Origin of the sequence: Bradyrhizobium sp. AC87j1 (assembly GCF_002936975.1) — a bacterium.
Lineage (GTDB): Bacteria > Pseudomonadota > Alphaproteobacteria > Rhizobiales > Xanthobacteraceae > Bradyrhizobium > Bradyrhizobium shewense.
This window is the reverse complement of record NZ_PTFE01000045.1, coordinates 1-14,217: the sequence shown is the minus strand read 5'-3', so window position 1 is coordinate 14,217 and position 14,217 is coordinate 1. Positions and strand designations below refer to the sequence as shown.

The 14,217-nt window shown below is 62.7% G+C and carries 7 protein-coding genes; 2 read left to right on the top strand and 5 right to left on the bottom strand.

Going from position 1 to position 14,217, the window contains the following annotated elements; all coding sequences use genetic code 11:
- Positions 1-2: 2 nt before the first annotated feature.
- Positions 3-1,379 carry an aspartate aminotransferase family protein gene (locus tag CV770_RS22420; RefSeq protein WP_104463885.1) on the bottom strand — a complete coding sequence of 459 codons (1,377 nt, stop codon included), beginning with the start codon at positions 1,377-1,379 and terminating at the stop codon, positions 3-5.
- A 332-nt stretch (positions 1,380-1,711) separates the two neighbouring features.
- On the opposite strand from CV770_RS22420, the gene CV770_RS22415 reads away from it, so the two are divergent.
- Positions 1,712-2,401, top strand: a complete 690-nt coding sequence (locus CV770_RS22415) for a haloacid dehalogenase type II (RefSeq protein WP_104463884.1) — start codon at positions 1,712-1,714, stop codon at positions 2,399-2,401.
- Positions 2,402-2,513: 112 nt separating this feature from the next.
- Here the strand turns inward: CV770_RS22415 and CV770_RS22410 are convergent, their stop codons facing one another.
- The 3 genes from CV770_RS22410 to CV770_RS22400 all read right to left on the bottom strand — a co-directional run bounded on the left by CV770_RS22410 (position 2,514) and on the right by CV770_RS22400 (position 5,476).
- Positions 2,514-3,971 (bottom strand): NAD-dependent succinate-semialdehyde dehydrogenase, encoded by a 1,458-nt coding sequence (locus CV770_RS22410; RefSeq protein ID WP_104463883.1) that lies wholly within the window; start codon positions 3,969-3,971, stop codon positions 2,514-2,516.
- Positions 3,972-4,182: 211 nt separating this feature from the next.
- Positions 4,183-4,539: a cupin domain-containing protein gene (locus CV770_RS22405; RefSeq protein WP_092252113.1), complete on the bottom strand. Its 357-nt coding sequence runs from the start codon at positions 4,537-4,539 to the stop codon at positions 4,183-4,185.
- A 13-nt stretch (positions 4,540-4,552) separates the two neighbouring features.
- On the bottom strand, positions 4,553-5,476 hold the full coding sequence (locus tag CV770_RS22400) for a 2-hydroxyacid dehydrogenase (RefSeq protein ID WP_104463882.1): 924 nt from the start codon (positions 5,474-5,476) through the stop codon (positions 4,553-4,555).
- Between the two features lie 342 nt (positions 5,477-5,818).
- On the opposite strand from CV770_RS22400, the gene CV770_RS22395 reads away from it, so the two are divergent.
- On the top strand, positions 5,819-6,697 hold the full coding sequence (locus tag CV770_RS22395) for a GNAT family N-acetyltransferase (protein WP_092252109.1): 879 nt from the start codon (positions 5,819-5,821) through the stop codon (positions 6,695-6,697).
- Between the two features lie 956 nt (positions 6,698-7,653).
- On the opposite strand, the gene CV770_RS22390 is transcribed toward CV770_RS22395, so the two are convergent.
- Positions 7,654-14,202 carry an autotransporter-associated beta strand repeat-containing protein gene (locus CV770_RS22390; RefSeq protein WP_210203160.1) on the bottom strand — a complete coding sequence of 2,183 codons (6,549 nt, stop codon included), beginning with the start codon at positions 14,200-14,202 and terminating at the stop codon, positions 7,654-7,656.
- Positions 14,203-14,217: the final 15 nt, after the last annotated feature.

Below are 14,217 nucleotides of genomic sequence, written 5' to 3'. Positions count from 1 at the left end.
GATCATCCCTTCATCGCAGCGCGGACGTCCTTGTCTTCGAGCGTCTGGTCGAGCGTAGTCCTTGTCCGCTCAATAATGCCGTCGATGTCGTCATCGGTGCAGCACAGCGGCGGCGCGTAGCCCAGCACGCCTTGCGCGAAGGCGCGGATCACGAGACCATTGTCCCACGCGCGGTCGAAGATGCGGCGCGCCGCGTCGGCTTCCGCCGGCAGAGGCGTCTTGAGCTCCTTGTCAGTCACGAGCTCGATTGCAGCCAGCATGCCGCGACCGCGGACATCGCCGACAAGCGGATGATCGGCAAGCGCGCGAAGACCTTCCATCAGCCGATGCCCGGCCTTCCGGCCGTTTTCCAGCAAGCCGTTTTCATAGAGATCAAGGCACGCGAGCCCAACGGCTGCGCTGACGGGATGAGCGGAATAGGTGTAGCCGTGGCCGACGGCCGCCTTGCCGGCGCCATCGGCAATCGTGTTGTAGACGGCGTCGGACATGAGTACGGCCCCCATCGGCACGTAGCCCGAGGTCAGCCCCTTTGCCGTGGTCATGAGATCCGGCACGACGTCATCCTCTTCACAGGCGAAGAGCGGACCGACACGGCCAAAGCCGGTGATGACCTCATCGGCAACGAACAGAATATCGTGCTCCTTGCAGACCGCATGCATCGCCTTCAGCCAGGACGGCGGCGGAACGAGGACGCCTCCTGACCCCTGTATCGGCTCGACATAGAAGGCGGCGACGCGTTCGGCGCCGAGCTCGGCGATCTTGGCCCGCAAGGCCGCGACCGACGCCGCAATGATAGCCTGGGGATGGGAACCGACAGGGTTGCGATAGGCGTAGTGCGAGGGGATCTTGTGTTGCCAGTTGTATGGCACCCCAAAGCCCGCATGAAAGGCGGGCAGCGCCGTCAAGCCAGCCCCTGCCGTCGACGATCCATGGTAACCAGACTCGACGGAAATGAACTGATCCTTCTGTGGCCGCCCTTTGGAATGATAGTAGTACCTGATGAACCGAATCGTACTGTCGATGGCATCGGAGCCACCCAGCGTGAAGTAGACATGGTTCAGATCGCCAGGCGCCAATTCAGCCAACCTGGCCGCCAGCCGGATCGCCGGGTCCGAGCCCAAACCGAAATAGCCCGTCGCATAAGGCAGCTCCTGCAGCTGCCGCGTAGCCGCTTCAACGATGCTGTCCTGTCCGTAGCCGGCATTGACACACCACAGACCCGCAAAGCCGTCCAGCAATTGACGTCCCGAGACATCGGTCAGCGTCGCGCCCTTGCCTGACTTCAGCACGCGGACGCCCGTCGCCTCGTGGCTTCGATAAGAAGAGACCGGGTGAATCAGATGCGCGCGATCGAGCTCAATTAGCGAGTTGCTCAGCATATTGTCCTCCAGCTCGGCCGCGATGTTTGTGCGAGCAGCCCGTCATGTCTGGGCTCAACATAGGTTGCCGAAGACAGCACTTGCTCCCAGGTAGGACATGGACGGAGGGCGTTTTGACTTTGATTGGGCACCCGTGCGGCATCTTATGCCGGCATGGTGGGCGAGAGGCTAAACGAGGAGAGCCGATCGTCGCGCAACTCTCTGCCACGGCTCCGATGCGATACGACACAATCTGCTCCCGACCACCGCGACATCGGCGCTTTATCTCGTCGGCTGCTCGCTATGGTGCGTGTCGTACCGGCAAGCGGTGCGAGATCGCAAGGATTGGAGCTATGGCGACATTCAGACCGAAATACATCACCTTCGACTGCTACGGCACGCTGACCAATTTCGACATGGCCGGGGCCGCGACCCGTGTCTATGGCTCGGAGCTTTCTGCCGCGGCGATGGCAAAGCTCATCAAGGACTTTTCAGCCTATCGCCTGGACGAGGTTCTCGGCGCGTGGAAGCCGTATTTCGAGGTGGTGCACAACGCGCTGGAGCGCGCCTGCAAGCGCAATGGTGTCGTCTTTCGGCCGGAGGATGCCCAGCGCATCAATGAAGAGATCCACACATGGGGTCCACATCCGGACGTCCCGGCGGGTCTGGCCAAAGTTGCCAGGGAGATTCCGCTGGTCATCCTGTCGAACTCCATGAAGAACCTCATCATGTCGAACGTCGAAAAGCTCGGCGCCCCCTTCCACATGGTCATCACGGCCGAGGAAACCGGCGCCTACAAGCCACACATGAAGGGCTTCGAATACATGCTCGACAAGCTGGGCTGCGGCCCGGAAGATATCACCCACGTCTCCTCCTCGTTCCGCTACGATCTGATGACCGCCTACGATCTGGGTATCAAGAGCAAGGTATGGGTGAACCGCGGTCACGAGCCGGCGAACCCCTTCTATGAATACACCGAGGTCTCTGGCATCGGCGGCTTGGCTGCCGCAGTCGGCCTGGAGCCTCTTCGTAAAAGCGCCTGAGCGCAGTTCTTTCGGGATCGCTCGCGGCACTTCAGCAATAAAGATCTGCGCTGGTCAAGGAAAAGGGGGCGGTTCAACCGCCCCCTTTTCTTGTTTTAGATCCGATGGACGCTCAATCCAGGCCGCCGACATGAAGGGCCTTGCTCTCGAGATATTCTTCTATCCCGAGCTGAGATCCCTCGCGTCCCAGGCCCGACTGTTTGACACCGCCGAAAGGCGCGACCTCCGTCGAGATCAGGCCGGTGTTCAGGCCGACCATGCCGAACTCCAGCGCTTCAGCAACACGCCAGGAACGCTTCAGGTTTTCAGTGTAGAAATACGCCGCAAGACCGAAGGGCGTACCGTTTGCGATCGCTATCGCCTCGTCCTCCGTCTCGAACCGGAAAAGCGGCGCGACCGGCCCGAAGGTCTCCTCCGAAGCCAGGAGCATCTCAGTCGTCGCGCCACCGAGCACGAGAGGCCGGGCATATTGTCGACCTTCCGGCACCGCCTCACTCTCCGAGATGATCTTTGCGCCCTTGTCCAAGGCGTCCGTGACGTGCCGCCTGATCTTCTCGATCGCCGCGCCATTGATCATCGGCCCGATTGCGACCCCCTCTTCGGTGCCGGCGCCGACCTTCATTTTCGCGACCATGCCGGCGAGCTTCTCTGCGAACGCATCGTAGACGCCTGATTGGACGAGAATGCGATTGCAGCAGACGCAGGTCTGGCCCCCATTGCGGAACTTCGACGCAATCGCGCCCTCGACGGCGCGGTCGATATCGGCATCGTCGAAAACGATGAACGGCGCATTGCCGCCGAGCTCGAGGCTGAGCCGCTTGATGTTGTCGGCGGCCCCTTTCATCAGCAGCGCGCCGACGCGGGTCGACCCCGTGAACGAGATCTTGCGGACGGTCTCATTGGCCATCAGCTCCTTGCCAATGTCGGCCGGCATGCCCGTCACGATGTTGATCACGCCAGGTGGAATTCCTGCCCGCTCCGCCAGCACACCGATCGCGAGGGCCGAAAACGGCGTGAATTCAGAGGGCTTGATGACGACGGTGCAGCCCGCGGCCAGCGCGGGGGCCACTTTGCGTGTAATCATCGCGTTGGGGAAATTCCAGGGCGTAACGATCCCGCAGACGCCGACCGGCTCTTTCAAAACCAGAATGCGGCGATCGACCGTGGGTGACGGGATCGTCGATCCGTTGATCCGGCGCGCCTCTTCCGCAAACCATTTAACGAAAGAGGCCCCATAGCGGATTTCGCCGAGCGATTCCGCCAGTGGCTTGCCCTGCTCCAGCGTGAGCAGAAGAGCCAAATCCTGCTCATGGTGTCGCATGAGCTCGTACCAGCGCTCCAGCAGCGCGGCGCGCTCTGCATGGGCCTTGGTCTTCCAATGCTTGAACGCGTCGGCCGCAGCGCTGATGGCAGCCTTGGTCTCCTCGCACCCCATATCGGGGATGGTGCCAAGAACTTGCTGGCTGGCAGGATCGATGACATCAACCGTCGCCTTCGCACTCGCGTCGCGCCAGTGGCCGCCGATCAGTGCCTGCTGGCGAAACAGATCCTTGTCTTTCAATGCAACCATGTATTTGTTCCCTTACTCTTCGGGGTCAAACCGCCAACACTGCCGGATATGCGATTGGCGAGACAAGCCGTCTCATCTGAGCCATACAGCACCGCGCGCCGCATTTTTCATCGAGAAGGAAGCGTCTGACCGCGTTGAATCCGGTCAGATGGGATTTCGGAAGTCGATTATTCTGGCCGTCGTTCAGTGAGGCCGCCGTCAGGCATCGTGCTCAGTCATAGTGACAGACGTAGATCTTCCGCACGGTCTCGATCGTGCGCCAGACGCCGACAAAGCCCGGCTTCATCACAAAGCTGTCGCCGGCGCGGAAAGTCTTCGTCTCGCCACCCTTTTCCTCGATTTCGATAAGACCCGAGATGATATGGCAGAACTCGAAGGTGGTGCCCTTGATGGAATGGGTCTCGCCGGGGGTTGCCTCCCAGACGCCCGTCAGCACTTTCTCGCCTTTCGAGGCGTCCTGCGCCCAGGTCTTGAAGGACGGATTGCCCGAAATGAGCCGTTCCGGATCTGGCACGGCCTTCTTCGGTACAAAATCCGGATTGGTGTCGATGGCAATCAGAAGTGACATGGCATCTTTCCTGTTAGTAACCGAGCATTCGATCGACGAGGCCGATCGGATTTCGTCCGGCGCGGTGGCGCCGGATGTTCTCTATGACGGATTGCGCGGCCGTATGCGGTTGCGTCACGGACGCGATATGCGGCGTGATGATCACCTTCGGATGCGACCAGAGCGCATGGGCTCCCGGCAGCGGCTCGGGATCGGTCACGTCGAACATCGCTGCGGCGAGGCGCCCGCTATCGAGCGCTTCGATGAGTGCGCCCTGGTCAAGCTGCGGACCGCGGCCGATATGCAGCAGCCTTGCTCCCGCCGGCAGGAGAGAGAACAGCTGTGCGTTCAGGATGCCGCTTGTTTGCTCCGTCAGGGGCAGAAGACAGACGAGAATGTCCGTTCCTTTCAGGAAGCTGCCAAGCTGACCATCGCCGTGGAAGCAGGTGACGCCCCCGATCGTCTTGTTGCTGCGGCTCCACGCGGCAAGCGGAAATCCAAACGGCTTGAGGCGATCAATCGCAGCTTGCGCCAACTTGCCGAGGCCCAGAAAGCCGACGCGCCGATCGGCCGCCTGGGGCGTTGCAAGAGCCTGCCATAGGCCTCTTCCCTGCTGCTCCCGATAGGCAATCATCTCGCGATGGAGTGTCAGCACCCCAAGCACGACGTACTCCTGCATCATGCGTATGATGCCATCCTCGACCATGCGCACGAGCTTGACGTGGCCAGGTAGGGTCTCCGGCTTGAATTGATCGACCCCCGCACCGGTGGAAAAGAGCATTTCGAGATTTCGAAAACGCGAGAGATCGTCGGGCGCGTTCCAGGTTATCAGGTACCGTACCTTTTCCGGCTCGAAGCATTCGCTGGAATGATAGAATTCGAGATCAGGGAGCTCGCGCGCAAAGGCCTGCCGGAATATAGCCGCCCGAGCAGCGTCGGAATTGAAAAGGAACGCCATCGACGTGGTCCTCTCAGGTCCTCGCCCGGGATGCGGCGCGTTGAGACCGGACTGGCCGGCCACCGAGGGCTGGAAAGGCGGCGAGCCCTACGAAGCCTTCAACGTTCACTGGGGTCACCCTGCCTGCTGTTGCAGGATATCGATAGGCCGCAACCAGTAGCTTTCCCTGCTGAATCGAGCTGCACGGGCGGCGAAACATTCCGAGTACCGCCCGCCAAACAGGGGAAACCTGCTGGCCTTCCGCGCTATGCTGCTGCAAAAGAGGGCTTGTGCGGCACGCAGCAGAAGGTCGGCGGGGGATAGGCCGCGGCCTTTGAGCCCGCAAAGGAATGGATGAGCTGAATGGGACGAACGGTACGCGTGAAGTCCTTTGAACTGGTGGCCAAGGACATAAACGACGTTGATGTGAAGCTGCTCCACGCGCTTTCGATCGGTGTCGGCTGGCCGCATCGCCCCAAGGATTGGGATTTCCTACGCCGCGCCGGCCACGGCATCGTCGCCGTTGACGGCATAGGCCGCGTTTTCGGCAGCGCGATGTGGTTCCCTTATAGCCAGGAATTCGCGACGATTGGCCTGGTGATCACATCGCCCCGAACCCAGGCACAAGGTACTGGCCGCTGGCTCATGGAGCAGGTTTTCGAGCGGTGTGGCGACCGGAATTTGACCCTCAATTCAACCCATGCCGCCTATCATCTGTATCTGTCGCTGGGGTTCACGAAGGAAGCCACCGTGCATCTGTGGCAAGGAGAGATCGTCTCACCACCCCCGCCGGTGCCGGGTCTGGCCGGTGAGTTGAGCTCGCTGTCCACGGCTAACATCGGAGAGATCGCGGCACTGGATGAACGCGCGTTCGGAACTAACCGGCAGAAGCTGCTCGCGTTGCTTTCTGAAGGTGCGTCAATCTCCGTCCTGCGCCGCGGCGGAGAGACCGTCGGTTATTCCATGAAGCGCGAATTCGGGCGCGGTCATGTGATCGGCCCGATCATCGCCAGCAATGATTGTGACGCGATCCATCTCACGGCCGTGCATCTCAGGGATCTCGCGAGACAATTCGTCCGCGTCGATACGCGGGAGCAGACGGGTCTGTTTGCCGACTTCCTTCAACAGAGCCGCCTCGGGATGACCGACACCGTCACGACGATGTCTAAGGGCCGGCGATTCCTGAACCGAAAGGAAAATGAGCCGTGGGTGTACGGGCTAGCCGGTCACGCGTTGAGCTGAAGCTATGAAGCGAAGCTCCGTGGGGACTGGTGCCAACGGCCGATCGCGACCCTACAGAGACGGGCCGTGGCTAGGGCGGCTAGCGGAGGGGACGAGTCGCTCGCGAAGCGGACCCAAGCGCACGAATCGTAGTTTGGCGTAGAAATCGTGCAAATGGCGGAGAAAGTGGGAGTCAAACCCACGATTTTCGACTATCCCGCCTCGAACAGCCGAGACTGCCGTAAGCAATCGCCCGCCTCCTGGTCTCGCAAATTCAGATCATGCGCATGCGCATGCGCAACAAGCCTGCTCACGTTGGCCGTGGTGAGATTTTTCTTGATCTCCCGGTGCACACTTCGTGCACACGCCGCCTTCTAACCGATTGAAAACCTTAAACTCTCGCACCAGTCCATCATTGGACAAATCGCGTTCACCGGTGCGGTGCTCGCGTGCGTCTTTTCACTTTGGGCGAGACTCCGTCGCTTGAAAAGACCGTTTGACAAATCAGATCCTCAAACGGTTCTGCCGGGTAAGTCATTGATTTGGTGGGCGCACCAGGGCTCGAACTTGGGACCCGCTGATTAAGAGGCGTGTGATTTCTGTGCACTATCAGCGGCCATTCCGACAAACTTACCATTCAAGCTGCATTGAAATGGCAATTGGATTCGACTTTGTCGGAATGGCGCGCTTCGAATACTGGGGTTCGAAACGGGAGAGCCCTGCCTCAACGACCATCATGTCATGAAAAGCGGCTAACATACATCCGCTTCAATTTCGGGAGGCTGAGTCCGGGGCCGCGATTATCGCGTCGCTTGCGAGCGATTCGAAAGCGATGGGCCTTACGGCGATCCTTCCGATAAACGGCCTGTCATGCGCCAGGATGACTCTCAGCTAGCCAACCTCGGGATTCATAAGGGGTTGCTTTGAGCCCGGCGAGCGGTGATTTGCATCACATACTGGGCTATGGTGATGTCGCCTCACCATTGAAGTCGCACGACGCCTTTTCCGGCATAGCTCGTGGTGGTCCTGGAAAATTCGCCGTCGAAGGTTGCGGCAAGCGAGACCCCATTGAGCCACTTCAATTCGGCCGATGCGGACGCAAGCGCAGTATTTGGAGATTGTCCCGCGCCGTTGACGATAAAACTTGCATCGGGCAGCGTCTGAAAGGTCGCCAGTGCAGCGCGACCGGGATCGAAATCATGCGCCCATGCGGCTCGCCCGCGCAAAGTCAGGATGGCATCGTTCAGCGCGAGGGACTTGTCGGCGCGGACGCCGAGTTCGCTGCGGATTGCGGTGACATGCCGGGAGGCATAGTCGAGCGCAAAGGTATCGGCGCCCGCAATCACCGCTTCCGCATAGGCCGGCAAGGCCATATGAACAACCTGTCCCGCGGCATAAGGCATCACCCCCATCCATGGCGTTGCGATCCGATAGCCGCCCTCGATACGGCCAGACAACGCATTGGCATGGAAGTTCGCCCGCAGACGATCCGCGCCGGACAGCGTCAACATGCGGTCGGTGGTGATATCCTGCCAGCCATAGGCCAGCACGCCGGAGAGATAGGCATTCCCCATGGCGTGTCGCGTGAACACGCCGGCCTGGAACAGGTCGGAGCGTCCCGTGCCCAAGCCGCCGGCGAGATTGAAGCTGGTGCCACCGCCAGCCAGGGCGAAGCCCAGCAGCGTGTCCGACGACACGCGGTAGTCCGCGCCGACCGCTGCGCCATAGATCCGATCCGTGACGTTGTGCGATCCGACAACGCCGTTGCCTGCCGTGGTTCGGGTCCCGCCGAGGCCGGCCACCCACACGCTCCAGCGCTCATCGAACGAAGCCGCGGGCGGCGCCTTGCCGACAGCCCCGGCGAAGGCCCTGCGCACGACATCGGAGTCCTCACGCCCGCCGGACGCATAGGCCAGCGCGGCGCTGCCGTCGGACGCACTCGCACCGCCACCGCGACCGGGAAGGAACGGATCGATCATCGTCCCCATGAAGAGGTTCATCACATCGACGGTCGTCTGCTGCACGCCGGTCGCGAGTTCGCCGGAGGCTTGCGTCAGCCCCGCCGCATCAAGCCTGCCCAATGCCAGGGGGATCTGCCCGTTCTGGTAGAAGTAATTGACCAGCGTGGTGGACACGTTCTGCTGATTGACGGTGAGCCCGCTGATGTTCATGGCGAGCTCGAGGTACACATTTTTGGCGTCGTAGCTCAGACTCGGCGTGAAGTTGGCCGGCAGATCGGTGTTGACCTCGGAACGGAACGTGCTGCCGTCAAGGCCGCCCGCGGCATTCACGATGGTGTAGCGCCGCATCACGTAGGAGCCGGGGTCGAACGTCGCGTGCACGGTGGCGCCGCCCAAATCAGCACTCCCCGTCACATTGACGCGATCGGCCTTGCCGGCAGACACCTCGACCATGTAGCTCGACGCGGCGGTGAAGGACAGGTTGCCCTGGACGGTGAGCAGCCCGATCGAGTTGCCCGGCGCCAGCGCACCGCCATTGATGAACGTCGGGCCGACGATACCGTTGCCGCCGAGCGTGCCGCCGGCATTGACGGTGACCCGTGATGACGACGCGATCGAGCCGTTGACGCTGAGCCGACCGGCTTCGACGACGGTCTCCCCGGTATAGCTGCTGACACCCGCGAGCAACGTCGTACCCGAGCCCAGCTGCACGACGGATCCGGTCCCGGACACCTGACCATCGAACGCGTAGCTGTCCGCGCGATTGAAGACCAGGATGCCGGCGTTTGCCACATTGCCGACAATCGAGCCCGACGTCTGGCCATCCCCGACCACGAGCACACCGGCGGAAATCGTGGTGCCACCCGTATAGGTGCTGTCGCCAGCGAGAACAGTCGCACCGGAGCCGATCTGGGCAAGCGACCCTGTCCCTGAGATCGCGCCGCCGAAAATGAGGACATCCGAGCGGTTGAAGACAAGCCGGCTGTTGTTCGCAACGTCGCCGTCGAGCGAACCCGATGTCCCGCCATCGCCCACTTGCAGCGTTCCGGCGGATATCGTGACGCCGCTACCATAAGCATTGCTGGCGGTGAGGACCGTCGTGCCCGATCCGATCTGCGCCAGAGCGCCCGAACCCCAGACCTTACCGCTGAAGACGACGTTATCGGAGCGGTTGAAGGCGAGCGTGCCGTTGTTCTGCACATCGCCGGTGATCGCCCCCGCGGTGCCGCCATCGCCGATCTGCAGCGTGCCGGCGGCAATCAGGGTGCCGCCGCTATAGGTGCTGGCGCCGGTCAGCACTGTCGTGCCGGCGCCGATCTGCTGCACCGAGCCGGTGCCGGAGATCACGCCGCCGAAGCCGAAAGCATCCGACCGGTTGAAGGCGAGGATGCCGTTGTCAGTCACATCGCCGAGCACGGAGCCCGAGGCGCCGCCGTTGCCAAGCACCAGGGCACCGGCCGTGATCGCGGTGCCGCCCAGATAGGTGTTGTCGGCAGTCAGGACCGTGGCGCCCGATCCCATCTGCCGCACCGCGCCACTGCCCGAGATCACGCCGTCGAGCTGGACATCGTCGGCGCGATTGAAGACGAGCGTGCCGTTGTCGAGGACATTGCCGGTGATCCAGCCGGTTCGGCCGCCATCGCCGAGCTGCAGCGTGCCGGCGGCAATGGTGGTGCCGCCGGTGTAAGTGTTGTTCGCGGTCAGAACCGTCGTCCCCGGGCCGGCCTGCGTAAGCGATCCCGACCCGGCGATCAATCCCGCGAAGCTGGTGACATCCGAACGGTTGAAGGAGAGCGTGCCGTTGTTCAGGACATCGCCGGTGATCGATCCCGATGTGCCGCCATTGCCGAGTTGCAACGTCCCGGCCAAGATGAAGGTATTGCCGGTGTAGGTATTGGTGCCGGTCAGGATGGTGGTGCCGCTGCCGATCTGCGCGACGGCGCCGGTGCCGGAGATCACGCCGCCGAAGTCATAACTATCCGAGCGGTTGAAGGCGAGCAGGCTGTTGTTGAGCACGTTTCCGATAATCGAGCCCGCGTTGCCGCCATTGCCGATCTGCAGGGTGCCCGCGGCGACGGTGGTGCCGCCGTCGTAGGAATTGTCGCCCGCGAGAACCAGCGCGCCTGCGCCCTGCTTGATCAGCGACGCGCCCGACGCTCCGAAGATCTGGTTCGACAGCGTGAATGTCGTGCCGGCGAGCGTGTCGACCGTCGCCGCGCCCCTGAGACTGACCCAGCGATCGAGGCTGATGTCGGCGAGCGTCGCCAGCGTCGCGCCATCGATGAAAACCGTCGACGTCGACGGCCCCGAACCGAGATTGCTGGCGGAGATGATGGCCAGCGTGCCGCCATCGACATGCGTTTCGCCGCCATAGGTGTTGTTGCCGGTCAACAGCAGCGTGCCGGAGCCGGTCTTGGTGAAGTTGCTGAACATGCCGGCACCGGAGATGGTGCCGGCATAGACCGCGTCGAACGCCTGAAGAACGCTGAGACTGGCACCCGCGATCGCGATATTGCCGCCGGTTCCGGCGAGCGATCCCATGTTCAGGTCGTGACCATTGAGATCGAGGGTGCCGCCAGTGAGCACGTAATCGGTGAAGCTCGGCAAGGCGCTGGCAGAATCCGCGCGCAAGGTGCCGGCGGTGATCAGCGTGCCGCCCGACCAGCTGTTGCTGCCCGAGAGCGCCAGCGTGCCGTCGCCAGCCTTGATCAGGCCGCCCGCGCCGGTGATGTTTCCGGAGACACTGAAAGTTGTGCCGGCGGCGGTCTCGAACGCGCCAGATGCGCGCAAGTTGACCGTGCGCGCAGACGCGATGTCCGCCGTGGTACGCAGCGTGGCGTTGTCGAGGGTCAGGCCACCGCTCGCCGCGCCGAGATTGTTGTCGGCCGAAATCTGCAGCGTGCCGCCGCTGACGATGGTGCCGCCGGAATAAGTGTTCGCGCCCGAGAGGATCAAGGTGCCGTCACTCGTCTTCTGCAATCCATCGACGCCGGTGATCGTCACGCCGACCGTCGCGGTCTCGCCGGCGAGGACGTCGATCCCGGGAATGGCGATCTGCAGCGCCGAACTCTTGACCAGTTCCAGCGAGCCGCCCGCACCCGTGGCAAGCGTATATGTCCCGCCCGCAAATTGCAGCCCGATCGCCGATTGCTGCCCCTCCACCGTGACCGTGCCGCCGGTGCCGCGGAAGATGCCGTAGACGCTGCCCCATTGGGTCGGCGCGGTGCCGCCGATCGGATCGAGCCAGTTGGCGTTGCCGGCATTCCATGTGCCGCTGCCCGTGCCGACGCCATCGGTGCCGCCGCCCCACACTTGCACGACGTTGAGGCCATCAGGCCGCACCAGCAGGTCGACGTAATTCGCATAGCTCGACGTATCGATCGAATAGGTATAGGCGACCGGACTGGTGACCGGCGTGCTGCCGACGATCAGACCGCCACCCGACTGCGACAATCCGCCGGTGTAATGGATCAGGCGGTGATAGCCGATGCTCGGGGCGGAGCTGTCGCTGGCGATATCGAGCGTGGCGCCGTTCAAGGCCAGATCGCCATTCACCTTGATCACCGACGAGCCGATGCCGGGCGCGCCGGCCGGCGATGACGATGGATCAGCGAGCCGATAGCCGAACGTCGCTCCTGCCTGCAGCGCCAGGTTTCCGTTGATTGTCAGCGCACCGGCATCGGACGGCGCAATGGTGCCGCCGCTGTTGATCGTCGTCGCGCCGACGGCGCCCGAACCCTCCAGGCGCCCTCCCGCATCGACCGCGAGCGTGCCGCCGAGGCTGCCTGTTTTCGCCATGACAAGCGTGCTGTTGGACACATTCGCGCGGCCGGTAAAGCTGCTGCTGTTGCCGGTGAGGATCGTCGTGCCGGCCAGAAAATTGATCGCGCCTGGGCCCGAAATCGTGGGCGCAAACGTGTAATCGCTGCTGGTGTGGTTGAAATTCAGACTTCCAGAACTCGATCCGAATACGACATTGTTCTTGAGTGTGCCGGGCGCCACCGCCGTGATGTTTGCCGCGGCGCCGATGTTCAACGCCCCGGCAAGGCTGGGATCGGCGGAACTCCCGATGATGAAGCTGCTGCTGTCGCCGAGGATTCCGGCGCTGGCGCCATCGGCGACCGTCAGGCTGTTATTGCTGAAGCCAAAAATACTGATCGACGGCACCGCATTCAGACTGGAGCCAGTTCCCGTCACGGTGACAGTGGCCGAACCCGTGTCGCCGAAACCGATTTGCATCTGGCGGCTATCGACAATGCCGCCATTCTCGATCGTCAATGCACCGCCGACATAGGTCGTCCCATTGACGCTCAGACGCGATCCAGCCCCATCGACGGTCACGGCATCCCCCGTACCGGCGATTGAGTTGGGGCCCGAACCGATGGTCAGATCCCCGGAGACTTTCACGCTGCCGCCGTCCTGGATCGTGAGCGTATCGCTTCCGTATCCGCTCACCGACATCGATCCGGCCGTCCACACCGAGCCCGAACCCGTTATCAAGCCGCCTGCCTGGGACCCGAGAGGAGAGCCGATGATGGCATTGCCACTCGTCAACCTGGCGCCCGATGCCAGCACCAGCGTGCCGCCATAGATGCCGGTGTCACCCGTAAAGGAGGTGGGCGCGCCCGACAGAGTCCAGGTGCCCGCGCCCGTCTTGTTGAAGATCGAGAAGCCCTGATATCGGCCGCCCAGGTCTGACAGATCGAAGCTGGCGTTCCGATCGCCGCCCAGCACCAGCGTGTTGGGATTGTTCGGATCAAGCGTCGCGACGATGTTGCCGATGATATTGGAGCCGGCGCGCAGCTCGAGCGTGTTGTCGCCGCCGCCGAAGACGATCGCGCTGGCGCGCGACCCGTCGATGTTCAGGCCGCCTTCAATCGTGCCGGCATTGATGACATTCATGTTGCCCGACCCGGATACTCCGGCGCCGGCGGCACCATCGGCACCATTCTTACAACAATAGGGATCGTAGGGGTCGCCGCGCCATATACCCGTATTGCCGCCGTGTCCTGCGTCGCCTCCGGCAATTGTTGCACCCGCCGCATTGACGACGGTCGCGCCACCGCTGACGGTGACACCGTTGCCGCCATTGCCACCTGCCCCGCCGTTCCCGGCAACATCCTTCAGGTCGCCAAAAATCTGGATTGTTGCCGAACCGCCGGTGCCACCTCGACCGCCGTTGCCCCCCGACACCGACGTGCCTGCCGATGTCGTGAGGATTGTGCCACCTGTCAGAACCACGCCTGCCCCGCCATCACCGCCTCTCCCGCCATCCCCGCCATCCCCGGTTGCCGAAAATTCCTGCCGGCCGCCATCGCCGCCGTTGCCGCCGTTGCCCCCCGTTCCTCCCTTAATCGACGAACCCTGATCCGTGACCACGATCATGCCGCCGCTCGAAAGCGCAACGGCGCCGTTGCCGCCACTGCCGCCATTGCCGCCAGCGCCGCCATTCCCGTCAATCGAGATTTGACTGATGCAGATGCCGCCGCCGCAGCTGCCGTGTTGAAGCGTGCCAAAACCGCCGGCGCCGCCGTTGCCACCGTTGCCGCCGTTGCCGCCGGACACCGTTCCGCCGTAAGC